Annotated in this window: 26 protein-coding genes and 1 pseudogene; 11 read left to right on the top strand and 16 right to left on the bottom strand. The window is 61.5% G+C overall.

The genetic code is table 11. The annotated features are described in order from the left end of the window. Positions 1 to 21: 21 nt before the first annotated feature. From LT40_RS11610 to LT40_RS11595, 4 genes are read right to left on the bottom strand one after another with little or no spacing between them, the layout of a single operon-like run. Positions 22 to 507: a flavin reductase family protein gene (locus LT40_RS11610; RefSeq protein WP_043190202.1), complete on the bottom strand. Its 486-nt coding sequence runs from the start codon at positions 505 to 507 to the stop codon at positions 22 to 24. A gap of 11 nt (positions 508 to 518) precedes the next feature. Beyond that, positions 519 to 2,000 carry an aldehyde dehydrogenase gene (locus LT40_RS11605; protein ID WP_043190198.1) on the bottom strand — a complete coding sequence of 494 codons (1,482 nt, stop codon included), beginning with the start codon at positions 1,998 to 2,000 and terminating at the stop codon, positions 519 to 521. After that, positions 1,997 to 2,830, bottom strand: a complete 834-nt coding sequence (locus LT40_RS11600) for an alpha/beta fold hydrolase (RefSeq protein ID WP_043190194.1) — start codon at positions 2,828 to 2,830, stop codon at positions 1,997 to 1,999. The genes LT40_RS11605 and LT40_RS11600 overlap by 4 nt, the downstream gene beginning before the upstream one ends. Positions 2,831 to 2,853: 23 nt before the next feature. Beyond that, positions 2,854 to 3,444 (bottom strand): amino acid synthesis family protein, encoded by a 591-nt coding sequence (locus LT40_RS11595; RefSeq protein WP_043190191.1) that lies wholly within the window; start codon positions 3,442 to 3,444, stop codon positions 2,854 to 2,856. Positions 3,445 to 3,721: 277 nt separating this feature from the next. On the opposite strand from LT40_RS11595, the gene LT40_RS11590 reads away from it, so the two are divergent. Beyond that, positions 3,722 to 4,897, top strand: a complete 1,176-nt coding sequence (locus LT40_RS11590; RefSeq protein ID WP_084139793.1) for an MFS transporter — start codon at positions 3,722 to 3,724, stop codon at positions 4,895 to 4,897. Here the strand turns inward: LT40_RS11590 and LT40_RS20955 are convergent. The 4 genes from LT40_RS20955 to LT40_RS11570 all read right to left on the bottom strand — a co-directional run bounded on the left by LT40_RS20955 (position 4,865) and on the right by LT40_RS11570 (position 8,149). Then, complete coding sequence (locus tag LT40_RS20955; protein ID WP_084139887.1) at positions 4,865 to 5,467, bottom strand: TetR/AcrR family transcriptional regulator; 603 nt, start codon at positions 5,465 to 5,467, stop codon at positions 4,865 to 4,867. The genes LT40_RS11590 and LT40_RS20955 overlap by 33 nt on opposite strands. Positions 5,468 to 5,556: 89 nt before the next feature. Further along, complete coding sequence (locus LT40_RS11580) at positions 5,557 to 6,153, bottom strand: thiamine pyrophosphate-dependent enzyme (RefSeq protein WP_043190188.1); 597 nt, start codon at positions 6,151 to 6,153, stop codon at positions 5,557 to 5,559. Next, the gene (locus tag LT40_RS11575; RefSeq protein ID WP_082223613.1) at positions 6,141 to 6,671 is read right to left on the bottom strand and encodes a thiamine pyrophosphate-binding protein; all 531 of its coding nucleotides are present in this window, start codon (positions 6,669 to 6,671) and stop codon (positions 6,141 to 6,143) included. The genes LT40_RS11580 and LT40_RS11575 overlap by 13 nt, the downstream gene beginning before the upstream one ends. A 107-nt stretch (positions 6,672 to 6,778) precedes the next feature. Continuing rightward, complete coding sequence (locus tag LT40_RS11570) at positions 6,779 to 8,149, bottom strand: MFS family transporter (protein WP_052393403.1); 1,371 nt, start codon at positions 8,147 to 8,149, stop codon at positions 6,779 to 6,781. A 192-nt stretch (positions 8,150 to 8,341) separates the two neighbouring features. Between LT40_RS11570 and LT40_RS11565 the strand changes: the two genes are divergently transcribed. Both LT40_RS11565 and LT40_RS11560 read left to right on the top strand, forming a co-directional pair. Further along, positions 8,342 to 9,265 carry a LysR family transcriptional regulator gene (locus LT40_RS11565; protein ID WP_043190183.1) on the top strand — a complete coding sequence of 308 codons (924 nt, stop codon included), beginning with the start codon at positions 8,342 to 8,344 and terminating at the stop codon, positions 9,263 to 9,265. A gap of 263 nt (positions 9,266 to 9,528) precedes the next feature. Then, positions 9,529 to 10,782, top strand: a complete 1,254-nt coding sequence (locus tag LT40_RS11560) for an MFS transporter (protein ID WP_202807706.1) — start codon at positions 9,529 to 9,531, stop codon at positions 10,780 to 10,782. A gap of 27 nt (positions 10,783 to 10,809) precedes the next feature. Here LT40_RS11560 and LT40_RS11555 read toward each other — a convergent pair whose 3' ends face one another. Then, positions 10,810 to 11,709 carry a LysR family transcriptional regulator gene (locus tag LT40_RS11555; protein WP_043193607.1) on the bottom strand — a complete coding sequence of 300 codons (900 nt, stop codon included), beginning with the start codon at positions 11,707 to 11,709 and terminating at the stop codon, positions 10,810 to 10,812. 98 nt (positions 11,710 to 11,807) lie between these two features. Between LT40_RS11555 and LT40_RS11550 the strand changes: the two genes are divergently transcribed. The 5 genes from LT40_RS11550 to LT40_RS11530 all read left to right on the top strand — a co-directional run bounded on the left by LT40_RS11550 (position 11,808) and on the right by LT40_RS11530 (position 17,488). Beyond that, positions 11,808 to 12,434, top strand: coding sequence for an RraA family protein (locus LT40_RS11550; RefSeq protein ID WP_043190178.1), 627 nt, complete (start codon positions 11,808 to 11,810; stop codon positions 12,432 to 12,434). A gap of 17 nt (positions 12,435 to 12,451) precedes the next feature. After that, positions 12,452 to 13,321, top strand: coding sequence for an NAD(P)-binding domain-containing protein (locus tag LT40_RS11545; RefSeq protein ID WP_043190175.1), 870 nt, complete (start codon positions 12,452 to 12,454; stop codon positions 13,319 to 13,321). 93 nt (positions 13,322 to 13,414) lie between these two features. Beyond that, complete coding sequence (locus LT40_RS11540; RefSeq protein WP_043190172.1) at positions 13,415 to 14,266, top strand: LysR family transcriptional regulator; 852 nt, start codon at positions 13,415 to 13,417, stop codon at positions 14,264 to 14,266. A 111-nt stretch (positions 14,267 to 14,377) separates the two neighbouring features. Next, positions 14,378 to 15,373 carry an aldo/keto reductase gene (locus LT40_RS11535; protein ID WP_043190170.1) on the top strand — a complete coding sequence of 332 codons (996 nt, stop codon included), beginning with the start codon at positions 14,378 to 14,380 and terminating at the stop codon, positions 15,371 to 15,373. A gap of 39 nt (positions 15,374 to 15,412) precedes the next feature. After that, positions 15,413 to 17,488, top strand: coding sequence for a hybrid sensor histidine kinase/response regulator (locus LT40_RS11530; protein ID WP_237749256.1), 2,076 nt, complete (start codon positions 15,413 to 15,415; stop codon positions 17,486 to 17,488). 9 nt (positions 17,489 to 17,497) lie between these two features. On the opposite strand, the gene LT40_RS11525 is transcribed toward LT40_RS11530, so the two are convergent. The 7 genes from LT40_RS11525 to LT40_RS11500 form a co-directional block, all read right to left on the bottom strand. Further along, on the bottom strand, positions 17,498 to 18,526 hold the full coding sequence (locus LT40_RS11525; RefSeq protein ID WP_043190166.1) for a lysylphosphatidylglycerol synthase domain-containing protein: 1,029 nt from the start codon (positions 18,524 to 18,526) through the stop codon (positions 17,498 to 17,500). Further along, a complete protein-coding gene (clsB, locus tag LT40_RS11520; RefSeq protein ID WP_043190164.1) occupies positions 18,523 to 19,761 on the bottom strand; it encodes a cardiolipin synthase ClsB in 1,239 nt (412 codons plus the stop codon). The genes LT40_RS11525 and clsB overlap by 4 nt, the downstream gene beginning before the upstream one ends. Next, on the bottom strand, positions 19,758 to 20,540 hold the full coding sequence (locus tag LT40_RS11515) for an endonuclease/exonuclease/phosphatase family protein (protein ID WP_043190162.1): 783 nt from the start codon (positions 20,538 to 20,540) through the stop codon (positions 19,758 to 19,760). The genes clsB and LT40_RS11515 overlap by 4 nt, the downstream gene beginning before the upstream one ends. A gap of 132 nt (positions 20,541 to 20,672) precedes the next feature. Further along, a complete protein-coding gene (locus tag LT40_RS11510; protein ID WP_237749255.1) occupies positions 20,673 to 21,914 on the bottom strand; it encodes an MFS transporter in 1,242 nt (413 codons plus the stop codon). A gap of 362 nt (positions 21,915 to 22,276) precedes the next feature. Then, positions 22,277 to 22,702, bottom strand: a complete 426-nt coding sequence (locus LT40_RS11505; protein ID WP_043190159.1) for a VOC family protein — start codon at positions 22,700 to 22,702, stop codon at positions 22,277 to 22,279. Positions 22,703 to 22,861: 159 nt separating this feature from the next. Then, positions 22,862 to 22,921 carry a hypothetical protein gene (locus LT40_RS22145; RefSeq protein ID WP_410904160.1) on the bottom strand — a complete coding sequence of 20 codons (60 nt, stop codon included), beginning with the start codon at positions 22,919 to 22,921 and terminating at the stop codon, positions 22,862 to 22,864. Next, complete coding sequence (locus LT40_RS11500) at positions 22,900 to 23,763, bottom strand: LysR family transcriptional regulator (protein ID WP_043190157.1); 864 nt, start codon at positions 23,761 to 23,763, stop codon at positions 22,900 to 22,902. Before LT40_RS11500 ends, LT40_RS22145 begins: the two co-directional genes overlap by 22 nt. Before the next feature lie 185 nt (positions 23,764 to 23,948). Between LT40_RS11500 and LT40_RS11495 the strand changes: the two genes are divergently transcribed. The 3 genes and pseudogenes from LT40_RS11495 (at position 23,949) to LT40_RS11490 (ending at position 25,496) form a co-directional block, all read left to right on the top strand. After that, positions 23,949 to 24,263, top strand: coding sequence for a helix-turn-helix transcriptional regulator (locus LT40_RS11495; RefSeq protein WP_043193603.1), 315 nt, complete (start codon positions 23,949 to 23,951; stop codon positions 24,261 to 24,263). Between the two features lie 169 nt (positions 24,264 to 24,432). Beyond that, positions 24,433 to 24,642: pseudogene (locus tag LT40_RS22045) on the top strand (type II toxin-antitoxin system HipA family toxin); the annotation flags it as partial. A gap of 92 nt (positions 24,643 to 24,734) precedes the next feature. Further along, entirely contained in the window at positions 24,735 to 25,496 is a 762-nt protein-coding gene (locus LT40_RS11490; RefSeq protein ID WP_043190155.1) for an SDR family oxidoreductase, read from the top strand.

Here is a 25,496-nt window from a genome sequence, read left to right as displayed (position 1 = left end):
GGATTGTCCATGCTCGCGCACTCAGCCCAGTGTGGGCAGCGCGCCCAGTTTGCCGCGATGGTAGAGCATGGGCGTCAGTGGCTCGCTGGGCAGGATCAGGTTCTTCACCGCGCCGACGATGATGGCGTGATCGCCGCCGTCGTATTCACGCCACAGTTCGCACTCGATGATGGCCGTGGCTTTTTCCAGCAGCGGGTTGCCCAGCTCGCTGAGGTGCCAGGCGATTGCCCGGGCCTTGTCCTTGCCCTTGCCGGCGAAGGCATAGGCCTCGGCCTGCTGATCGGCCGACAGCAAGTGAATCGCGAAGCGCTTGCTGTCACGCAGGATCGGGTAGGTGTCCGACTGGTAGTTGGGGCAGAACAGCACCAACGGCGGGTCGATCGACAGCGCACTGAATGCGCTGGCGGTGATACCGACGATGCCACCGTCTGGGTCCAGCGTGGTGACCACGGTCACGCCGGAGGGAAAGGAGGCCATCACTTCTTTGTAGATGCCGGGCTCGATCATTTCAAATTACCTCAACGCATCACGAATGGGTCGGGCATGGGCGCCTGGGACAGGTTGATCCATACCGTTTTGAGTTCTGTGTAGGCCAGCACCGAATCGATCCCGCTTTCACGGCCATAGCCACTGTTCTTGAAGCCACCGATCGGTGCCATGGCCGATACCGCACGGTAGGTGTTGACCCAGATGATCCCGGAGCGCACGTCACGGGCCAGGCGATGGGCACGGCCCAGGTCGCGGGTCCAGATGCCGGCTGCGAGGCCGAACTGCGAGTCGTTGGCCATCGCCAGCGCCTGGGCTTCGGTGGAAAACCGAATCACCGATGCCACCGGACCGAACACTTCTTCCTGCATGATCTTCATGGAATGGCTGTCGCACTCGAACAGGGTCGGTTGGTAGTACCAGCCGTCGCTGTCGGTCTGCGCGCGCTGGCCACCCATGCGCAGGGTAGCGCCTTCTTGCACGGCTTGCGCGACCAGATGTTCGACCACGGCCAATTGCTGGGCGGTGGCCATCGGGCCCATCTCGCTGGCCTCGTCCTGCGGGTTGCCGATCTTGATGCGTTGGGCGCGTTCCACCAGGCGCTCGACGAACTCGTCGTAGATCTCATCCTGCACCAGCAGGCGCGAGCCGGCCACGCAGCTTTGCCCGGAGGCTGCGTAGATGCCGGCCACCACGCCATTGATGGCACTGTCCAGGTCGGCATCGGCGAAAATGATGTTCGGCGACTTGCCGCCCAGCTCCAGTGACAGCTTGGCGAAGTTCTCGGCGCTGCTGCGCACTACATGGCGCGCGGTGGCGGCACCGCCGGTGAAGGCGATCTTGCGCACCAGCGGGTGGCGGGTGAGGGCGGCGCCGGTGCTCGGGCCATAACCGGTGACGACGTTGACCACGCCCGGCGGAATGCCTGCTTCGAGGGCCAGGCGTGCCAGCTCCAGCAAGGTCGCGCTGGCATGCTCGGACGGCTTGAGAACGATGGTATTGCCGGCGGCCAGGGCCGGTGCCAGCTTGATCGCGGTCAGGTACAGCGGGCTGTTCCAGGGAATGATCCCGGCCACCACGCCGATGGGTTCATGCACCGTGTAGGCGAACAGGTCGGGCTTGTCCAACGGCAGCGTGCCGCCTTCCAGCTTGTCGGCCAGGCCTGCGGTGTAGTGGAAGAACTCGGGCAGGTAACCCACCTGGCCGCGGGTTTCGCGAATCAGCTTGCCGTTGTCGCGGCTCTCCAGTTGAGCCAGCGCCTCTTTGTTGTCGGCAATCAGGTCGCCCAGCCGACGCAGCAGCTTGCCCCGCGCCGTGGCGGTGAGGCCGCGCCAGGCCGGCGATTCGAATGCCCGCTGTGCGGCCTGCACGGCGCGGTCGACATCCGCTTCGTCGGCATCGGGCAGCAAAGCCCAGGGTTGAGCGAGGGCCGGGTTGTGACTTTCGAAGGTCTTGCCGGACAGCGCATCGACCCACTGGCCGTCGATGCACATCTGAAAGCGTGAAAGGGTCATGCGACGATCCCCTGTGCCTGATTGTCCAGGCGCCGGGCCTGGGTAAGGAAATTCAACAACATCTGGTTGACCAGCCGGGGCGATTCCACGGGCATCATGTGCCGTTGTTCGTGAAGTATCGCCACTTCGGCATGGGGAATGCGCTCGGCCATTTCACGGGCCATCTGCGGCGTGGAACCCGGATCGAGTTCACCCGTCGCGATCAACGCCGGGGCCTGGATACTGCCCAGGTCGTCCGCCCGGTACATGTCCTGGGTCGCGAACAGCTCGTAGGTGGTCAGGTAGCCCTGGGGGTCGTTGCTGGCCAGGGTCTCGCGCAGCGCGGCGATCTGCGCCGGGTTGGCTGCCTGGTACTCGCGGCTGAACCAGCGCGACAGCGCGGCTTCGGCGTTGGCATCGGGGCCATGTTCGGCAGCCTGGCCAGTGCGCGCTATCACCCCCGCACGCTGTTCGGCGCTGCGGTTGAACACGCTGTTGAGCACCACCAGGGCCTGCAGTCGTTCGGGATAGTGCAGGGCGAATGCCCGCGCCACCAGCCCGCCCATCGAGAAACCGATCACCGTTGCCGCAGGCAACTGCAGGTGTTCCAGCAGCTCGAGCAGTTGATCGGCATAACCCAGCAGCGCCGTGCCTGGCGCAGGCAACGCGCTGGCACCATGTCCGAGCATGTCGTAGGCAATGACCCGATAGTGCGGCATCAGCCCGACGAACTGGCCTCCCCACATTTCCTTGTTCAAGCCCACGCCATGGATGAACACCACGGGCGGGCCGTCACCGGCAGCAAGGTAACTGGTACCGGCCGCAGTGCGTTCAGGGGTAAGCCGAATCATGGAGCGCTCCTGAGTCAAATGGGTCACTGAGCCTTTTCGGCAGCCAGCTCTTCCAGGTCGATGTAGCGGTTGCCGATGCGCGGGTGCAGGCGCCCGCCGTTGGCGCAGCCCAGGACCACGACGATCTCGTCGGCCCGTGGCGCGTCTTCGATCTGCATTTCCAGGGTGACGTAATGGGAGCGCAGGCCTTCGTCGTCCTTGTGCATCATCGGGATCTGGATCGAGGTGCCGGGCCCGCCGCGCTTGTTGGTGAAGCTCAGGTAGCTCTTGGCTTGCACCGCCTCGCGGTAGTGGTTGCCGAAACGCAGGGTATGGATCACGGCCGAAGCGTGCTCGATCTCGCCATCGGCACCGACCACGGCGGCTTTGCCGTAAGCCTCGATCTTGTCGGCACCACCGATGCTGGCCACCAGACGCTCGACCATCAGAGCCCCGAGGTCCGAGCAGTTGGCCTTGATCTCCGGCTTCAAGTCATCCACGAAGCCGCGGCCCAACCAGGGATTCTTGATGACGACCGCCAGGCCGACCATGGTCACCGGAGTGTCGGTGGCCTTGCCGCCTTCGATGCGGGTCTCTTCGGAGTAGGTGACGATTTTGCGGATCTCGAAGCTCATGCCTGTTTCCTTCTTGGAGGGTGTGTATCTGGTATTATGGTATACCAAGAACAGGCTTCGGCAAGCGTTTTTTCTCCACATCGAGAACGGGCGCTTTGTGCCTGATGCAACACGCACCGATCCAATCGCCCGCTAGCTGTTATAACGACATTGTTTAGCGACTGCTGAGCGAGCGCTCTAGAATGGCCAAGCGCGTCAGATTCAATGGATCTCGCATCGACTCGTGCAGGGCTCGCCGCGCGCCCTCCCGCTAGCCCCGTCATCTCGAAGGTTTCCCGTGCAAGCTCAAATTCCTCTTCCTACCACGCCTGGCATCTTCTGCCTGGGCGCGCTGCAGATTCTGGTATGGGGTGGGTCGTTCTTCCTGCTCGCGGTCATGGGCGAGCCTATCGCGCGCGAAACCGGCTGGGGCAGTCACTGGGTGTATGGCGCGCTGTCTCTGGGCCTGATGACCAGCGCGTTGCTGGCCCCGCTGTCGAGTCGCCTGGTCTCACGCCATGGTGGTCGTGTCCAGCTTGCCGGCAGCGGCATGATCGTTGCCGCCGGCCTGGCGATCATGGCGGCCAGTCAAACATTGCCGGTGTTCATGCTGGCCTGGGTCGTGATTGGCGTCGGCATGGCTGCAGGCCTCTACGAGGCATTGTTTGCCACCCTGGGCGCGCTCTATGCCGAGCGTGCCGGCAGGGCCATCACCGGCATTACCCTGATTTCGGGATTTGCCACGACCCTCACCTGGCCGGCCGTCGCGTGGCTCATCGAACAGGTTGGCTGGCGCTATACCTGTATCGGCTATGCGATCTTGCTGGTGCTGGCCACACCGTTGTACCTCAAGGTGCTGCCTCAGGTACGCCGACTCGAGGTGCGCGCAGTCCCGGCCCCAGGCGACAGTAGTAGCCTGGATCGGCGGCTGTACCTGCCCCTGATCTGGATCTTCGCCCTAGGCGCGATCATCATGACCGCCGTCTCGGTGCAACTGGTGGTGGTGCTGCAGGGTCTGGGTCATTCGCTCGCCAGCGCCATTGCGTTGGCGGCGCTGCTGGGGCCCAGTCAGGTGTCGTCAAGGATCCTGCTGATGCTGGCAGGCAAGCGCCATCCGATCTGGACGGCACTGATTTCCGTCGTGCTGATCGCCGTGGGCTTGTTTCTGGTCGCCTGTGCGCCAGGCGCTACCGCCGTCGGGCTGGTGCTGTTCGGGTTGGGCAACGGGCTGCGCGCGATCGTGCGTGGACTTTTGCCGCTGGCGTTGATGCCACCGGCACAGTACGTGGCCATGATGGGCAAGATGTCGCGGCCTTCGCTGATCGGTCAGGCAATTACCCCCTTGGCCTGTGGCTACCTGCAGCAGCATTTTGGCGCAATGGGCGTGCTGTCGGCACTGTGTGTACTGGCCTTGATCAGCCTGATTCTGGTGCTCTCGGTACTACCCTTCGTTCGCCACTCTGCGTCTGTCTAGCAGAGCCCGGCTGGTTTGTTCGATCCAGCCCCGAATCCAGGACGCCTCGACCGGCACGGGTCGACGGCGCATGTCGTTGGCAGCGTCGATCAGCGCCAGCAGGGCTTCGAACGATCGCGCCTGGTCTTGCGCCACGAAACGTCCCGGTCGACGATCCTTCGCCAGAAAGTCGCGTAACGGTTGCTGCAATTGAGCCAGGGCTGTCTCCAGATACAAGCGTTGCTCGCGGGTAAGGTGGCGTGATTCGTACCGTAACAAGGCCTCTTCGTCTGGATGAGCCGCCTGACGATCCATTCGAAAACGCAGATAGCCCACTACGTTGCGGGTGTAGGCGCCGTACCTCCAGGCGTCCAGCCGAGTGGTCGCGATGTCCATCAGCACGTCGAGTAGCAGATCCTGTTTGCTGGCGACGTGGTGGTACAGGCTGCCGGGTTGCACGCCGACACGCGCCGCCAACTGGCGCATGCTCGTGGCTGTGTAACCTTCTTCGACGAACAGCGCGCGGGCGGCGAGCAGGACCTTGCTCGCAGCGTCGGGCACCTGCGCGCTTTCCAGCGTAGAGGTATGCATGCGTGTCATCTCGGTGGTCGTGGTAGGCCCCCGCCGCGTACGCGCGGTGGGGGCATTGGAGCGGCGGCCCGCGAGGGCATGGGGAACGCTCAGATCGGTTGCAGGCCAAGCGCCGCGCGGAAGCGGTTCTTGATGTAGTGGCCATCACGTGGGGGCAGGACCCTTGGCGGATTTTCCGCCTTGATCTTCACCGTTGCCAGTTTCACGCCTTCGCGTGTGCCCATGCGCTCGCGCAGGTCGTGTATGCCGGTGATCTCGCGGATCTCCGTGGTCCAGGCGAAGCCGCAGCTTTGGGCTACCTGATCAAGTTTGAGGCCAAATCCGGCATGACTGACCTGCATTCCGGTTTCGCCGAAGTGGCCGTTGTCCAGTACCACAACGGTCAAGTTGGCCGGCCTTTGCAGGGCAACGGTAGCCAACGCCCCCAGGCCCATCAGCAATTCGCCGTCACCCGTAACGACCACCACCGACTTTTCCGGTTGAGCCTTGGCAAGCCCAAGGCCCACGGTGATCGCACTGCCCATGGCGGCCCATAGATAATAGTTGCCGTGGTCGTCACCTGCGGCCATGACATCGTAGGACGCCGAGCCCAGCCCGGTCACCACCAACAAGTCCTGACGATCGGCAAGAAGTGTGCGCACCACCTCACGGCGGCACAGCGTATGAGTGGCGCTTACTTGATCCATTTTTTCTCTCCAATCAGACGCTGGCCCAGCAGCAGCGCAGTGGCGGCATCGCCGTTGAACGCCATGGTGGCAGCACCGTGAAGCAGCGGTGCGACGTCTTCGGCGACATCGGCGCGCCAGGTCATGACGTTCATCAATCGCAGTGAGGCTTCGGTAGCCTGCCCCATGGGGTTCTGCCACGCGTTGAACTCGGCCCAGTCACCGCGCAGGGTCACCACCATCAGCAGTGGGAACCCCGCGCAATTCTGCAGCGCCAAGGTGTTGATGCAGTTTCCGACACCGCTGGACTGCATCAACAATGCCCCTCGTTCGCCGCCCAGCCAGGCCCCGGCAAGGTAGCCAATACCTTCCTCTTCGGTCGTCAACACCACCGCATTGATATCGGGATCGGCATAGGACATACGGATCGCCGCCGAGTGACCGGCATCCGGAACGAACACGACGTGCTTGACGTCATGAGCCTTGAGGATGCGAAAGACGTCTTCCTGCCAGCCATTTTCAGCTTCTTTCGATGACATGATTGTCTCCATTGCTGCTTTTGTTTTTATGGATCATGGCGCCACTCACAGGGCATGACGACTACCGTTTTTCTCTTTGAGATATGCCGCGGCGGCATAGCTCGCGATCAAGTCGATGCCTTGGCGGCCTGCGCCTCGCGTGGATGTCTACCCGTGTTTTCCTCGATGTTGCCGTCGCCGCTGATGTACCCGTGACGACCCAGATGGGGCATCAGAAGCGAGGCGATGAATGTCACGCAGAGCACGGCCGCAACGTAGAAGAAAAAGTAGGTTTCCGCCCCCTCGGCGCGAAACGACAGCGCCACGTATTCCGCAGTGCCACCAAATGCAGCATTGCCGATCGCATACGGGAAACCGACGCCAAGGGCGCGTACCGCTGGGGGAAACAGTTCGGCCTTGACGATGCCTGCGATGGGTGTGTAGAGCGAAGCGATGACCAGACCGGCGAACACCAGAGCGAAAGCCACAAACGGATCGTGAGTCGAACGGATCGCCATGAGCAGTGGAATCACCAGCAGGATCCCGAGACCTGAAAACATCAGCATGTGAGCCTTGATCCCGATGCGGTCCGCCAGCAGACCGAACAGCGGTTGGCACAGCATGAAACCGATCAGTGCACAGGTCATGATGAAGCTGACTGTGGCTGCATCGAATCCCGCCGAGATGACGAGGAATTTCTGCATGTAGGTAGTGAAGGTGTAAAAATACAGCGATCCACCTATGGTGAACGCAATGACCAGCGCGACCGCGCGCTTGTGCTTGAACAGGCCGCGCAGTGAGCCTGCGCCCTTGCGATGCATGTCCTTGTGCGTAGCGGTTTCGTGCATCGAACGACGCAGGTAGACCACCACCACGGCGCTGGCGGCACCTATGAAGAAGGGAATGCGCCAGCCCCAGTCGCGCAGTTGCTCATCACTGAGCGTTTGCTGCAGGATCACCACGGTGAAGAGCGCCAGCAACTGCCCGGCAATAATGGTGAAATACTGAAATGACCCATAGAAGCAGAGTCGCCCCGGCGTAGCGATCTCGCTGATGTAGGTCGCACCCGTGCCGTACTCGGCTCCCACCGACAACCCCTGGATCAGGCGAGCCACCACTAGCATGACCGGTGCTGCAATGCCTGCCGTTTCATAAGTCGGCATCACGGCGATCAGCAAGGAGCCGCCACACATCATGAAGACCGAAATGATCATCGAAACCTTGCGCCCTCGCGTATCGGCGACCCAGCCAAAAATCCAACCGCCCAGCGGGCGCATGAAGAAGCCGACCGCAAATACACCTGCTGTGGCCAGCAACTGCGTGGTGGTATCGCCTTTGGGAAAGAACGACGCCGCGAAGTAAATGGCGGTATAGGCGTAGATAAAAAAGTCGTACCACTCCACGAGATTGCCCGAGCAGGCACCTACGATCGCCCTGATCCGATTGGGCGGGCGGGTACTGTCGACAGCTTGATCGATATGAAGCAATGGTTTGGGCATGATGCAGACCCTCTGATCTTATTGTTGTCATGGGGCCGCTACGGTGATGGCGACCTGCAGTTCAAACTACTCCAGGGCGCGCGATTCAATAAGGGCAGCAGGCTACTAACTGATATGCCCAGATTGTCTAGCTCCGGCATCGACCGCGGTCTAGACTGCCGCCTGTGTTCCTCTTTGCGTCACGGCCTGTCCATGGATGTCGTTCAGCTCAAGACCCTCATACACGTTGCCGAGCTGGGTAGCTTGAGCAAGGCAGCGGATCGACTGCACATCGCGCAACCGGCGCTCAGCCGACAGATTCGGTTGCTGGAAAAAGAACTCGGCGTTTATCTGTTCGAACGGCATGGGCGCGGCATGATCATCACTGCAGCAGGCAGTGAAGTGCTTCAGCACGCCACTCGGATCATGGCCGAGCTCGCCGCCATACGCACCTCGGTGGCAGGCGAGCACCTGTCATTCCGTGGGTCGGTGGCCATCGGTACCACCCCGACCATTGCCGAAATCGTGACCGTGCGCCTGGTCAAGCGAATACGCGAAGCCAACCCGGATCTATCGATTCGTTTCTCTTCCGCGTTCAGCGGCTATCTGATGGACTGGTTGCAGCGCGGCGAGCTGGAGCTGGCCATCTCCTACGACCTGGCGCCCTTGCATACCCTGCGCATCGTGCCGGTGATGATGGAGAATCTGGTGCTGGTAGGTCCGCCCGCTGCCGGATTGTCGATGCATACGCCGGTACGGTTTTCCACGCTGGCGCCTGAGCAGATGATTTTGCCCAGCCCGCGCCACGGTTTGCGCAAGATCATGGATCAGTGTGCCGCAGAGGCCGGCTTCACGATCTGCGCCAGTGTAGAAGCAGATTCGCTGGGGGCGATGATCGAGCTGGTACGACACGACTTCGGCTTCACCGCCTTGCCTCTGGCGTCGATCTACGGTCATTTGCAGAACGGTACGCTGTGCGCGGCACCTTTGGTGGACCCGACGCCGATGCGCAAGCTGGTGATGGTGTCGCCTGCTGATCGTCAGGTCAGTCCTGCAGCTCGGCACGTGAGCGAAACCTTCGTCGAACTGGCCTCGCAGTTGGTCGCGCAGGGCATCTGGACTGGGCACATGCTCTAGTAGTGAGCTGTTCGAGAGCGATCAGTGTGGGTCGTCGATGGCTTAAGTCCGGCACGCTGATTGTCGCCTGCCATGCCAGCATGGAATGATTCGTTGTGCTTATTTATCGCTTTTTCTATTTGTGCGTACTGACCAAGATTCGGCCATCGAACAACCATAATAAAGGAACACTCATGGTCGAATTAGCCCACTCCGCAGCCGCCGTTCGGTCGGCCAGGTCGAAGTATCGTTGGATAGTTCTGTCCGTCATCGTCGTGGTGTACATGCTGGCAGCCGCGGATCGTGCCAACATTGGCATTGCCTTGCCCTACATCCAGAAAGAGTTCGGCGCCAGCAATGCCCAGGCGGGCATGCTGGTCAGCGCCTTTTTCCTGTTTTATTCATTGGGGCAGATTCCAGCGGGCTTCATTATCAGTCGCCTGGGCGTTCGTCTCGTTGCGCCGGTGTCGATCACATTGACCTCCATCGTGACACTGTTGATTGGGACCGCGCATAACTTCGGCATGATCAAGATCTATCGATCAGCCTTGGGTATTGCAGAGGCGGCACTTCCGCTGTCGATGCTCAGCACCATCAACCGCTGGTTTCCCGCGGGTGAGAAAGGCCTGGCCACGGGCGCTTTTCTTTCGGCCGCCAAAATGGGCGCCGTGATCGCTCCCCCTGTCGGCGCTGCAATCATCATGCTCTACGACTGGCGCACAATGTTCATCGTGTTCGCCATTCCCGGCCTGCTGTTGGCATTGATCTGGTGGTGGACGGTGCCCAATGACCCGCGTGCCTGCAAACGGGTCAACGGCGCGGAAGCCGACCACATCGAGGATCAGACACCGGCCGAAAGTGGGCCCAAGCGCAGGCAGAGAGACTTCGGTGCGTTGGACAAGGTGCTGCGCTACCAGCGCGTGGCACCGTTGGCTTCTTCGAAATCGGTGTTCGCCTCATGGAACATCTGGGGCTGCGGCCTGGGCTACCTGCTGATGACCGGCGTGGTCAATGTGCTGCTGGCCTGGTTGCCCAAATACCTGAGCGAAGTGAAGCATTTCGAATTGATGCAGGTCGGTTTCATCGCCGCTCTGCCGTTCGCAGGTGGCGTGTTGGGCAACATCGTCGGCGGCTGGTTCTCCGATCGGATTCTGGACCGTCGTCGCAAACCGACCATGATGATCAGCGCGGTCGCCACGTGCGTGATGATGGTGGCACTGGTCTACGCCCCCAATGGCCTGTTGGCGGTGAGCTTGCTTTTGTTCGGCACCGGTTTCCTGTTGAACATCGGCTACTCGTCTTTCTCGGTGTACTCCATGGGCCTTACCAGCCGCAGCACTTACCCGGTGGCCGCTTCGCTGGTCAACAGCGCCGGGCAGGCGGGCGGTGCGATAGCGCCCTTGGTGACCGGTTTTCTGCTGGACAGCTACAGCTGGACCGCCGTGTTCATTTTCCTTGGGGTGTGTTCGCTTGCCGCGCTGGCATTCGTGCTGACCATCGCGGAGCCGGCCGATACGGCCGAGCCTGCCGCGGGGTGAAGCGGGTGGGCGGGCTGCGCCGCTGGTTCAGCGCTGCAATTGCCGAGTGAAGTCACACAGCTCCACCGCCAGTGCCGCCACCTCGGTCATGAACGCAGAAGGACGATCATTGCGATACATGGCCATGTACGGCACCGGTGGCAGCTCAGGGTTGGTACGGATGATGGTCAATTTGCCTTCATCCACCAGCGGTCGAAAGCATTCCAGTGGCAGATAGGTCACCCCGAGCCCCGCTGCGGTCAGGCCGAGCATGGCCGTAAGGCTGTCTGACGAAAGTGTCTTGGGCAGATCGATACCTAAGGTGCGAAGCCATTTGTTCACGAACAAGCCCGATCCTGATTTCTTGCCTTGGACCAGCATGGGGTATTTGGCCAGTTCGGCCAGGTCAAGCACCCCCTCGTGGGCAATCAGACCCGGCGCGGCCATCCACGCATTCTCGACCTTGCCCAGCGCGATTGAGCTTACCTCCGGCGCCGTGAAGGTGTCGGGGATGATGATCAAGTCGATCATGTCGTCCATGAGTCTTTCATGGAGGTTGCGGCTCATGTCGACTTCCGGTTCGATGGTGAGACCGGGAAAATCCTCCACCAATCGGGTGATCAGTCGCGGCAGCCAGGTCCATGCCGTGAGTTCGGTGACACCCAGCCTCAGCCGTCGGTTGACCACTTGCGTGCCTTCCTTGAGCGAGTCGATACGCTCGGCAAGGTTGAGCATTTCTCGCGCTATCACCAGCAGCTCCTCGCCAGCGCTGGTCAACCTGGCGCCGCGTTGCGAGCGATCGAACAGCTGCATACCCGTCGAAGCCTCGAGCTCCTGGACACGTTTGGAGATGGCCGATTGAGTCGTGCTCAAATGGTCAGCAGCGCGCTCGAACGTACCCAGACGCTCGATCCAGTGCAAGGCAAGCAGTTGACGCAATGTGATCATGATCATTCCCAAATAGAATGTTTATGCATTGCATAATATCGCTTTTTCTATTCGTCGACAGGTTTATGCTCATTCCATCTGCCATCGGAGGAAGGTCTATGACCGCAGTACTTGTTACATCCGAACGTGACGAACTGGTCACCGCGTTTGCTCGAACCTCGACCTCGATCATCAGTGACTGCCTGGATCGCCTGCCCGGCGCAGCCTTGAGGCCTTTCCACAGGATCGAAGGCACCATGGCCGGCATTGCGCTGACGGTGAAAGTCGCTCAAGGCGATAACCGTGCGATTCATCAGGCCCTGGAGTTGCTCGAGCCGGGCCACGTGCTGGTGGTCGATGGTGGTGGCGACATCAGCCGTGCCTTGATGGGCGACATCATGGCCGCAATTGCCGAAAAACGAGGTGCTGCCGGGGTGGTGGTCGACGGTGCGATCCGTGACCTGGCAACCTTGGGCAAAGGTTCATTTCCCATGTTCGCGCGAGCCGGTATCCACTTGGGCCCGTACAAGAACGGACCGGGTGACATAAACGTTCCGGTCAGCATCGACGGGATGATCGTATCGCCAGGTGACTTCGTGGTGGGTGACCACGACGGTATCGTCGCTTTCGCCCCTTCTCGCGCCGCAGCGCTGTTGCGCGACTGCCATGCGACTGAACGCAAAGAAGCTGAAATGCTGGCGCAGATCGCTGCAGGAACCTACAAGGGCGCCTACGCCGCTCACTGAATCGGGATGATGAGGAAATGAGAATTGGAATAATCGGTGCGGGCGAAGTCGGGCTGACCTATGCACGTCCCTGGGCTGCGGCCGGACATGAAGTGGTCCTGTGCGACTTGAAGCCATCCACTGCCGCGACAGCGTTTGCAGAACAGTCAGGCCAGGACATCCGCGCATCGGTGGCCGAGCTCGCGCCGGACTGCGATGTCGTGGTGTCGTGTGTGTTCGGCACCGTCTCGCTGGTCGTGGCCGAGCAGGCCCTTGCACACATGGCCAGGGATACGCTTTACGTGGATATGACCACCGCCGATCCCGCCCTGATCAGAACCGCCGCCGACTCTGCCGCGCAGCGTGGTATCGGTTACGTTGATGTGGCGATCCTTGGGGCCATCGCCCTGACTCACGCAAAGACCAATCTGCTGGGTGCGGGTACGGGTATCGATCGGGCGCTGACGTTGTTCTCAGGCATTGACGCACCGCTCAAACCGGTCGAGGAGGGCGCGGCCGGCGATGCTGCGGCGCTGAAGATCCTCAGAAGCGTGTTCACCAAGGGTTTGGAAGCCTTGACCATCGAATGTTTCATGGCGGCGGAGAAACAGGGTGTCAGCGAGAAGCTGCACGATGCATTGAGCGATATCGACCAGGCAAGCCTGCGTGATTTCCTCGGCGCCCTGATCCGCACCCACGTACTGCATGCACCGCGGCGTTTGAAGGAGGTCGAGGAAGCGGAGCGGCAACTGCTGGCCGCAGACATGCCAGTCGCTGTGTTGCCGGGCGTGAAGGCGTTGTTCAAACGTACCGCTGACCAGATCGCCGTGCAGCCGATCGACAGCGCTTCCCCTACCTTGCCGCAGGCCTTCGAGTGGCTGTTCAAAGTCAACGACGTATCCAGGTAGCAACAACAACGGGGTCGCACGCGGCTTGTGCAGCCGGTACAGGTGTTTGCACAGATCCATGGGTATCATGCCCTCTCACTGACGAGGGTATCCATGTTCGACTGGGAAGATCTGAGGCACTTTGCGGCCTTCGTGCGAGCTGGCTCGCTGGCGTCGGCGGCCAAGGCGCTGGCGGTGGACCATGCCACCGTGGCCCGGCGTATTGCTTCACTGGAAAGCGCGCTCAACCTCAAACTGGTCGATCGTCGGTCTCGCGCGTACGTGCTGACGCACCAGGGCCTGCGGATTGCCGAGTTCGCCGAGCAGATGAGCGCTTCTTCGTTTGCCCTGGAGCACTACGCCGGCGCCGATCAACCGGACGTGCAGGGCGAAGTGGTGCTGTCGGCGCCGCCGGTGTTGCTGGGCAGCCTGATTGCGCCCCATGCCGGTACCTTGCTGGTGCAGCACCCGGCGCTGTCGCTGCGTTTGGTGGGCACCAAGTCGCGGACCTCGCTGGCGCGCCGGGAGGCGGACGTGGCGGTCAGCCTGGCGCGGCCGCTGGAGTCGACGCTGGTGGCCAGTCTGCTCGGGCACCTGGATTATGCGCTGTACGCTAGCCCTGCCTACTTGGCGCAGGCAGCGAAGCCGCGGTTCATCGGCTACGACGCTTCGCAAGCCAAATCCATCCAGCATCGCTGGCTGGTGGAGCAGGCCAAGGGTGGTGACTTCGTGCTGTGCAGCAATGACCTGCGCGTGCAGGCGCTGGCTGCTGCCGGCGCGGCGGGTATCGTCTGCCTGCCGGCGTTCATCGCCGCCGAACATGGCCTGCAACGGGTCGACCCTGAGGCGGACACCTTGAACATCGAAGTCTGGATGGCGTTCCACGAAGACGTGCGCGCCACGCCACGCATCCAGGCGGTCGGCGAATTCGTGCGCACCTGCATGGCCGTGCTGCCGCGCTTGTGAATTTCTGCATAGCTCAGGTGCGACGCCTGGGGGTTATGTCGTTTTCCAGTGAGGGCTAAGGTAACGGGCATCGGATCGGCATGTCGCGCGGTCCACCGCAGGAGCCTCTCCATGAAATACGTCAAGCTGGGCAACACCGGCCTGGACATCTCCCGCTTGTGCCTGGGCTGCATGACCTTCGGCGAGCCCGACGCCGGTACCCACCCCTGGACCCTGGGCGAAGACGCCAGCCGGCCGATCATCAAGCACGCGGTGGAGCAGGGCATCAACTTCTTCGACACGGCCAACAGTTACTCGGCCGGTACGTCCGAGGTCATTGTCGGCAAGTTGCTCAAGGAGTTCACTCGCCGCGAAGAAACCGTGATCGCCACCAAGGTGTTCTTCCCGGCCAACATGTGGGAGGGCTCGAACAAGCCCAACGAACAGGGCCTGTCGCGCAAGGCAATCATGGCCAGCATCGATGCCAGCCTGCAGCGCCTGGGCACCGACTACGTCGACCTGTACCAGATTCACCGCTGGGACTACCACACGCCGATCGAAGAGACCATGGAAGCACTGCACGACGTGGTCAAAGCCGGCAAGGCGCGCTACATCGGTGCCTCGTCGATGTACGCCTGGCAGTTCGCCAAGGCCCAGCAGGTCGCGGCCAGCCACGGCTGGAGCCGCTTCGTCTCGATGCAGAACTACCTCAACCTGATCTATCGCGAAGAAGAGCGCGAGATGATTCCGCTGTGCCTGGACCAGGGCGTGGGCCTGATGCCCTGGAGCCCGATGGCACGCGGCAGGTTGACCCGTCCGCACGGCGTGCAAACCGAACGCACCCGTACCGACATTTCCGGCCAGTCGTTCTATGCCGCCACCGAGGCCGAGGATGGCAAGGTCATCGATATGGTCGAGCAGATCGCCCAGGAGCGTGGCGTGCCCATGGCCCAGGTTGCGCTGGCCTGGGTGTTGAACAAGCGCGGCGTATCGGCGCCGATCGTCGGTGCTTCCAAGGCTGCGCAGCTGGACGATGCCCTGGCCGCGTTGCAGCTGTCGTTGAGCGAAGAGGAAACGGCGCGGCTGGAACAGCCCTATGTACCCCATGCGGTGACCGGGTTTTCCTGAACGGCAAGGGCACAGGTGGGTCGCCGCAGACCCGTGCGGATGCTATCGTTGCTGCGCGATCCACTGCCTGAGTTGAAGATGACCGACCCGTTTCCCTTTTCCCGCGGTGGCATGAGCGAGCAAGTGCGCTGCCACGACTGGGCTGCGACACCGCTGGGGCCGATCCCCAGCTGGCCCGCCGCCCTGCGCATCGCCGTCGACATGTTGCTGGCCTCGCGCTTTCCTGGCTGCCTGGCGTGGGGACCCGAGCGCATCATGCTGTACAACGATGCGTTCGCGCCCCTGCTGACCGGCAAGTCGCCGGCGCTGGGGGTTGCGCTGCACATCGTCTGGAGCGAAGTGTGGGACGAGATCGAACCGATCCTGGCGCGAGCCTTCGAAGGTGAAGCGACCTACATCGAGAACTTCCCCCTGGTCATCGAGCGCAACGACAAAGCCGAGCAGGCGTATTTTACGTTCTGCTACAGCCCGGTGCGCGACGAGCACGGCACCATCGTCGGTATGCTCGACACCGTCATCGAAACCACTGGCACCGTGCAAGCCAGGGAAAAAGCCGAACAGGCCGCCGAAGATTTCGAACGTGAAGCCATGGCACGTACGGCCGAACGCAACCGATTCTGGGACCTCTCGTCCGACATCATGCTGGTGACCAGCCGCAGGCTGGAAGTCACTGCCATCAACCCTGCCTGGTCGAGAGTACTGGGCTGGAACACCGAAGAGCTGCTCGGCCGCCACGCCGTCGATCTGATCCACCCCGACGACCACGATTCGGTAGCGTTGGCGATGGTGCCGCTGTTTCACGGCGAGCGCCTGCATGACATGACTTGCCGGTTGCGCCACCGTGATGGCAGTTATCGCTGGATTGCCTGGGCGGCGGTGCCCACCGATGATTCGTTTCACTCCGTTGGACGCGACGTCACCGAGGAGCGCGAACGCGCGCTGATGTTGCAGCAGGTCGAAGAGCAGTTGCGCCACAGCCTCAAGATGGAAGCGGTCGGGCAGTTGACCGGCGGCCTGGCCCACGACTTCAACAACCTGCTGACCGGCATCAGTGCCAGCCTGGAGTTGCTCCGCCAACGCGTCGAACAGGGCCGTATCGGCGAGCTCAAGCGCTACATCGACGCCGCGCAGGGAGCCTCTGCCCGGGCTGCGACCCTGACCCATCGCCTGCTGGCCTTCTCGCGCCGGCAGACGCTGGCGCCGCGTGCCGTCGAACCCAGGGTGCTGATCGCCGACCTCGAAGACCTGATCCGCCAGACCCTGGGCCCGAGCATCGAATTCACTGCCCAGAGCGACGACGATGTGTGGTGGGTCCGAGTGGACGCCAACCAGCTGGAAAGTGCACTGCTCAACCTGTGCATCAACGCTCGCGATGCCATGCCCGAGGGCGGCAGCCTATGGTTGCGTGCGCGCAATCACCATCAGTTCGCTCGGGCGCGCACCGAGAACGATTTGCAACCGGGTCAGTACGTGTGCCTGAGCGTGACCGACAGCGGCACCGGTATGGACCCGCAGACCGTGGCACGGGTGTTCGATCCGTTCTTCACCACCAAGCCATTGGGGCAGGGCACGGGGCTGGGCTTGTCGATGGTCTACGGCTTCGTGCGCCAGTCCGGCGGGCAGATCCGCGTCGACTCCACGCCTGGGCAGGGCACGGCCATGCATCTGTTCCTGCCACGACACGAAGGCCAACAGGTCACCGCGTTGCCTGTAGTGAGTGGACCTGTGCTGGATACCGAAGCCACAGGTGAAACCATCGTGCTGATCGACGACGAAGGCACGCTGCGGCAAATGGTCGGCGAGGCGCTGCGGGAAAAAGGCTATCGAGTGCTGGAGGCAGCGAATGGCGTCGAAGGCTTGTCGCTGGTGCAGGGCGGGGTGAAGGCCGACCTGCTGATCACCGACATCGGCTTGCCGGGCGGGCTGGACGGCCGCCAGGTCGCGGATGCCGCCTGGTCGATCGAGCCGAACTTGAAGGTGTTGTTCATCACTGGCTATGCAGATCAGGCGGTGGACACCGATACGCTGCCCACCGCCGGGTCCCACGTGCTGACCAAGCCGTTTACCCTGGAGCACCTGTCCTACACCGTCCGCTCGATGTTGACCAGGCGTTAGCCAAGCTCGCTACGGGGTATCGTTGCTCGCATCCGCTTCCCGGTGTTTTTCGATCGACCGTGTCTTCTTTTCCAATATCAAGTACACCACGCAGGCAATCGCCAGCGGCAGGAGGAAGTACAGCGCGCGATAAGCGATCAATGCCGCCAGCAGCGCACCCTTGGAGTACTGGCCCTGCAACAAGGTGATGAAGATGGTTTCGAGCACACCCAAGCCCGCTGGAATGTGCGTGATGACTCCGGCGATGCTGCTGATCAGCAGGATTGCGAGAATGGTCGGGTAACCCACTTTATCCGGCAGCAACGACCACACCAGCAGACCCATCAAACTCCAGTTCAACGCACCCAGGCAGGCCTGGGTCAGCGCCATTTTGAACGAGGGTAGAAGGATCTCCTGCTTGCGAATGGTCCAAGTGCGCTTCTTCGAAAAGCGGCAGGCCGCCAGGTACGCCAGCCCCAGCAGGATGATCACCACGCCGATAATCTGCAGCCCGGTGCTACCGATCTTGAAGCCCTCGGGAAGTGCCGGCAGGCCCATGGCGAACAGCGTACCGGCAACGAACAGGTAGCCCAGCCAGTTGGTGATCAGGCACAGGCTTACGATCTTGGTAATCGCCGTGGCATCCAGGCCCAGCTTGGAGTACAGCCGGTAACGCAAGGCGATCCCGCCCACCCATGAACCCAAGTTGAGATTGAACGCGTAGCAGACAAATGCCAGTGGCAGCACCTGCCGATTGGGCACGTCGTGGCCGATGTAACGCTTGGCCAGCACGTCATAGCTGGCGAAGGTCAGGTAACTCGCCGCGACGATACCGGCCCCGATCAGCAAGGTGCTCATCTTGTAGGAACCGAGCGCGTGCTTCACCTCCTGCCAGTCGAGGTTCTTCACCAGCATGAACACCAGCACCGGGACCAGAATGAAGCACAACACGGTCATGCCGCGCTTGGCCCACACCCATTTGCTCGATTTCGATTTCGACTTCGACTTCGACTTCGAGTTTGGCGAAGCTTCCGGTGCGCTCTGCGAGGTAGTCGTCATACCGTCTCCTTGCGATCCAGCAGCGGCGCCTGGCAATGCTGCGGCTCGACATCGATCAACGGCACCAGCTTGGGCGAATGCGCCGGAATGAACCCGACCATCGCCGGAAAGTGACGCAGGAAGTGGAAGGTGAGAAAGATGATCGGCGCACGCCACCAGTAGCCGCGCAGTACGCGTTGCAGACTGATCGACTTGCAGGTGCTGCTCGCCAGTTCCTCCAGGTGATCGTGCAGACGTTCGTTGAAGCGGCGGTCCTTGATGATCAGGTTGCCTTCCAGGTTCAACGACAGGCTCAGCGGGTCCAGGTTGCTGGAACCCACCGTCGACCATTCCCGGTCGATCACCGCGACCTTGCCATGCAGCGGCCGCTGGCAGTATTCGCGGATGACCACGCCGTCGCGCAGCAGGTAGTTATAGAGCAGCCGCGAGCACAGGCGTACCAGCGGCATGTCGGGCATGCCCTGCAGGATCAGCGTCACGTCCACGCCGCGGCGGGCCGCGTTGCGCAGTTCGCGCAGGAAGCGGTAGCCGGGGAAGAAATAGGCGTTGGCAATGATGATGCGTTCGCGTGCGCCACGAATGGCCTTGAGGTACTGCTCCTCGATGTCGGTAGTGTGCTGGTCGTTGTCGCGGATGCTCAGCATCATCCGCGCACTGGCGCTGTCGGCGTCCGGCGAAGGACTGCGCGAGCGCCAGGGCGCGCGGCTGCGCACGACCTTGCTGGTGCGATCGAGCAGGGCCAAGGTGGCCCGGTGCAGATCCGCCACGATGGGGCCACGGACGCGCACCGCGTAATCCTGCTTGGCCATCGGCTCGCCGGAGTCGGCCAAGTGATCGGAGCTGTAGTTGATGCCGCCAACGAAACCGATTTCCCCGTCGATGACGGCGATCTTGCGATGCAGGCGGCGAAACAGGTTGGTCCGCACACCCATCACCCGCGGCTGCGGGTCGAACGCCAGCAATTGCACGCCGGCGTCGGCCAGTTCGCGCAGGAACTGTGTGCTCAGCTCGGCCGTGCCATAACCGTCTACCAGCACTTCCACGCGCACGCCGCGTTGCGCTGCCTCGATCAGTACTTGTTGAAGATTCTTGCCCACTTCGTCCTCGTAGAGGATGAAGGTTTCGATCAACACCTCTTCGCGGGCCTGGGCAATGGCCTCGAAAACGGCCGGGAAGAACTCCTCGCCATTGATCAGCAGCTGGATTTCGTTGTTGTCACGCCATTGCTCGCTCATAGGCGAACCTCCACTGCGAGGGGCACATGATCGGAAAGATGGGACCAGGGTTTGCGCGACAGCACCTTGGGCATGTGGGCCGTCGCGTTGCGAATGTAGATACGGTCGAGCCTGAGCAGCGGCAGCCGCGCCGGGAACGTCTTGGCCGCGCTGCCGAAGGCTTCGACGAACACTTCGGTCATGTGGCAGCCGGCCAGGGCTTCGTCGGCGCGCACGCGCCAGTCGTTGAAATCGCCGGCAACGATGACGGCCGCGGCGGGGTCGAGGCTGTCGAGCAAGCGGCACAGCAATGTCAGCTGCTGCTGGCGCTGGCTCTCACGCAGCCCCAGGTGCACGCAGATGGTGTGCACTTCGCCGTGCCCGGGCACGTCGAGAACCGAATGCAGCAGACCACGTTCCTCGGTTCCGGTGACGCTGACGTCGAGGTTCTCGTGGCGCACGATGGGGAATTTCGACAGCAGCGCATTGCCGTGATCGCCATCGGGGTACACCGCATTGCGGCCGTAGGCGTACACCGGCCACATGCTGTCGGCCAGGAACTCGTATTGGGGAACGTCCGACCAGTTGTCGTAGCGCTGGCCATGGGAGCGATGCATCCCGAGCACTTCCTGCAGGAACACGACATCGGCGCCCAGCGTCCGCACGGCCTCGCGCAACTCGGGCAGCACGAAGCGCCGGTTCAGCGGGCTGAAGCCCTTGTGGGTATTCACCGTCAGAATATGCAGGGAGGTTACCGCCACAGCGTCCTGGGGTAACGGCTGAGGATTGGGGGTGGTCATTCTGAAGCTCCTGAGGGGACGACAGGGGCACTTTGGCCCATATGGTCCGACTCGGAAGCGATTGTGAAGGTTCAACGGCGCCCTTATCGTCCCTGGCGATAAAGGCACACCAGATGTTTCCCGCTGCCGCGGCTATCTGAGCAGATTGCCCTTGGACGTTTCCCGCAAGGTCAGGATGGCCAGCAGCGCACACACTGCCGCGCCCGCCATGAAGTAGCCCGGTACCAGCAGATTGCCGGTCCGGGTGATGATCGAGGTCACCACATAGGGTGTGATCCCGCCTCCCAGGATCGCACCCAGGTTGATGCTGATCGCCATCGCCGTGTAGCGCACGCGAGTCGGGAATTGCTCGGCGTAGGTGGGGTACCCCACCGATTGCACGATCGGCATGGGCAGGGTGGCGACAAACATCGCCAGCGCCGCGATCCACAGGCTGCCGCTGTCCATCAGCATCATCATCGGCACCACCAGCACGGCGTAGCCGACGAAACCGATGGCCAAGGCCTTGCGCCGACCGATACGATCCGACAAGCCGCCCCAGAACGGCATCATCGCCGCCATGCACAGGCTGATCACTGCAATCACCCAGTAGACCTTGGACTTGTCGAAATGCAGGTAGGTGGTCAGGTAGATGTTCATGAACACCATTCCGATGAAATAGCCGGCATTCTGCGCAGAAGCGAACACGATGACCCGTAACAGCGCCGGCAGATTCTTGCCGAACACTTCCCTAACCGGCGCAACCGGCGGCTTGTCCTTGGCCAGGAAGGCCTTGAACTCCGGCGTTTCTTCGACGTTGTGACGCATATGGAACGAGAAGATCACCAGCGGGATGGACAGAAAGAACGGAATGCGCCAGCCCCAGGCCTGCAACTGCTCGGCGCTGAGTAGCCCGGTGGTGATACCGCAGACGATCGCCCCCAGCGCCCCGCCGACGGCGACCCCCAGCGGGGTGAACGCGCCGAAGAAACCACGGCGGCCATTGGGCGAAGACTCCGCCACGAACGCCGCAGCCCCCACCACTTCGCCGCCGGCGAAGAAACCTTGGGACAAGCGCAACAGCACCAGCAACACAGGGGCGGCGAGGCCGATCTGCGCGGTGGTGGGCAGCACCCCAATCAGCGCCGTGGCGGTGCCCATGCCGATCACGGTACTGAGCAGCACCCGACGTCGTCCGATACGGTCGGCCAGACGGCCCAGCAGTACGCCACCGATCGGGCGTATGACGAAGGCGATGCCGAACACCGCCAGGGTGGCAAGCAGGGCCGCAGCCGGATTGTCACCGGGAAAGAACAGGGGCGCGATGATGGTCGCCATGTAGCCGTAGATGCTGAACTCGTAATATTCCACCGCAGTGCCAGTCGCCGAAGCCATGGCTGCACGCTTGGCAACCACGGCTGAATGCTCTGAGCCCTGGGTGACGCTTGCCTCGACGTCAGTGCGCCGCATTGGGCTACTTTCAGAAAGAACACCGGACATGAATACCTCCCGCTTTGGCTCGAGGCCAGGAAATTGGATGGCAGAAAATGCTGCCTGAAAAGGCGTAACAAAAAACCGGCAGTGCACCGTCCATCCGCGCACTGCATGCGGATGCCCTGATGCCTTTGTTCGAAGCGCAACGTCCTTACTGCGAAGCCACTGCGGCGGCTGCAAGGGGAGGTTGGCAATTGAATCGGGGAAGAGGAGGAGGCCTGGGTGCGCCGTCGCTCTGCTGGCGACGGTCGCTGCGTAACGGATTACTTGGCGAACAGCTGACTCATGTCCTTGAACGCCTTGAACTCCAGTGCGTTGCCGCACGGGTCGAAGAGGAACATGGTGGCCTGTTCACCCACCTGGCCCTGGAAACGAATATAGGGTTCGATGACGAACTGGGTACCGCGCGCCTTCAGCCGTTCGGCCAATGCCTCCCACTGCGCCCACTCCAGAATGATGCCGAAGTGCGGGACCGGTACATCGTGACCGTCCACGGGGTTGCTGTGCACGCTTTCCTGGGAAGCCGTCTTGGGGTGCTCGTGAATAACCAGTTGATGGCCGTAGAAATCGAAGTCGACCCACTGCGCACTCGAGCGGCCTTCGGAGAGCCCGAACACTTCACCGTAGAAATGACGTGTGGCCGCCAGGTCGTAGACAGGTATTGCGAGATGAAAAGGAGAAAGGCTCACGGTGGTTTCCTATGGCTTTGTTTTGATCTGAAGCCATTCTTGTCCGTGAATGCGTGAGATAAAAGCGTAAATCCTGTGTTCTGAGCACGGAAAATTTCGATTGATTCTGCATTCGATCAGGATTTTGCACCATGATTGTTCATACTGCCCCGCAATGGTTCATTTCTCTGCCGTAAACCATTTGTCGTCAGCTTTCATTACACGGCCTTCAGAACGCAGCTTCTGAAGATGTTGAAAAGCGCCGAGTGCTTTTGCCGGTACTTCGACACCAATACGATCTCCCGGAAAAACGTCAGCTCGTGCAGCTCCAGCACCCTCACGTCCGCCGAATGCTCCAGCCACAGACCTGCCTTGGGCACCAACGAGACACCCAGCCCACTGCGGACCATTTTGACAATGGCGTCCAGCTCGTCCAGCTCCAGTGCCTGCCGCACATGGAGCTTCTGTTCCTTGAGAAACTGGGTGACCAGGCGCCCCCCGAACGAGCCGCGGTCATACCGGACAAAAGGCTGTTGCGACAGGATCGCCAGCGGGTCGTCGCCTGGGACGTTCTTCGCCGCGATCAGGACGAAGGCCTCGCGCGCGATGACTTCGGCATGCAGGTCCTTGGGCAGCGCAAACGGCGGCTTGATCATGATGGCCAGGTCCAAGTCGCCTGCGTCCACCTGGCTGAGCAGGTTCAACGACACACCCGGCACCAGGTGAGTTTCGATAAAAGGCGCCTGCTTTCTCAACGCCACCAACGCTTGCGGCAGAATCCCGGTCTGCACCGTGCCGATAGCGCCAATGCGCAGCGAACCGTGAAAATCATTGCCACTGTCCGCCGCGCCCATACGCTCGAAAAGCCGCAGAATTTCTTCAGCCAGCGGAATGGCCCGCTGCCCGGCAGCATTGATGGTCGCCGCACGCCCGGTCCGATCGAACAGCCTGACACCCAGGGTCTGCTCAAGACTCTTGATCTGCGCACTGACCGCCGACTGCGTCAGCCCCACCTGCTGCCCGGCCGCCGCGAAGGTACCGCGTTGCGCAACGCAGATGAATGTCTTGAGTTCTCGGATCATGGGGTGCCTTGGGTTGTTATGAGGTGTTCACGCGGCAGGCGAGGGCATTTCCATTGACGTGCTCATCTGGTTTGATGTGCTGGATATTGGATAATGCTTAAATCCAAGAGGCTGTGGTTTAACGAGTCTTTTTGAGGATAAGGCACAAGATCAGGGATTTAAAAATAAGATAGGTGAATACGAATTTGGAACTGAATTTCAGCAAGCCGAGTGAGATCGTTGAGCGCGTTTGTGAACGATTGCGTACAGAACGTCTGGCGCTGAACATGACCCAAGCCGACTTGGCCGGGCGTGCCGGTATCGGCACCAATACTGTATCTAATCTTGAAGCCGGACGTAACGTCGGGTTCGAGAACGTGATCAGGGTAGCTATGGTCCTTGGCCGAACCCAGGAGCTTGAAAGCTTGTTTCTGCCCAAGATTGACAGCATCGATGATATCCGGCGCTATGAAAACAGCGCGAAGCGTCTTCGCTGTAGAGGAAAGGCGCGTAGAACCTGAACAAGGAAAAGCATGCTGAGGTATGGATATTCGGAATGGTCTACGTCGCGTGTCTGCGCGACGTGGTATGGAAACACCCGACACAGAGTAATTCAGTCTGCCAGATGGGCAGACAGCTTTTGTGAACGGGTGGTTTGATCACTGGGGTTTAAACGCTGTCGATCGCCATTCTCAGATGCTGCGACTTGCCGAGGAAGCCGAAATCCTCCCGGATATTGCAGGCAGAATGATCGACCGTATCTGTGGTGTGGCTAGTAGGTTTGCAACCCTTGCCGAGGATTTGTATCCAGGCGTTATCACTCGAGACACTTTGCGGATGATTCAGCATCGCATCGATGAGAACGTGGGTCGGTTACAGGGTGGTCCTACGCATCCCTGAAAGCGTGATGTCGCGGGGGTGCTCGCCTGCGTGATCGCCAGCGGTACTTTCTTTATCGACTGATACAGCCAACGGCTCAGGAGCTATGTCCAATGGTCAACGTCTCGCAGGCACCGCTGATTCTCATTACGGGAGGCAGTCGTGGAGTGGGCGCGGCAACCGCCCGGCTGGCCGCGGCCAGAGGTTATGACGTGGCTATCAGCTACGTGGCCAACGAGTCCGCAGCGCTGGCCGTGGCGGCGGATGTGGAAGCATTGGGGCGCAAGGCGCTGGCAATGCGGGCCGACAGTGCGGACCCCCAAGAGGTGGCCGAGTTGTTCGCCGCCATCGATCGCACATTCGGGCGCATCGACGTACTGGTCAATAACGCGGGCGTGCTGGCGCCTCAGTCACGCCTGGAGGACCTGGGTTACGAGCGGATGCAGCGCATCTTTGCCGTCAATGCCATTGGGCCAATACTCTGTGCCCAGCAGGCAGTGAAGCGCATGTCCACCCGCCACAACGGTCCGGGTGGCGTGGTGATCAACGTCTCTTCGGCCTCGGCGCGCCTTGGCAGCCCGAACGAGTACGTCGACTACGCGGCGTCGAAGGGTGCCTTGGAGACGTTCACCATCGGCTTTGCAAAGGAGGTGGCTCGGGAAGGTATACGCGTCAACTGTATTCGCCCCGGACATATCTACACCGAAATGCACGCCAGTGGCGGTGAGCCGGGACGGGTCGATCGTGTCAAGGACTCGATCCCCATGGGGCGGGGCGGTCAGCCGGAGGAAGTGGCACGCGCGATTCTGTGGCTGGCCAGCGAGGAGGCATCGTTCGTTACCGGTACATTCCTCGATGTAACGGGCGGCAAGTGA

Origin of the sequence: Pseudomonas rhizosphaerae (assembly GCF_000761155.1) — a bacterium.
GTDB lineage: Bacteria > Pseudomonadota > Gammaproteobacteria > Pseudomonadales > Pseudomonadaceae > Aquipseudomonas > Aquipseudomonas rhizosphaerae.
The sequence above is the reverse complement of the archived record's forward strand: the minus strand, read 5'-3'. Positions and strand labels throughout refer to the sequence as shown.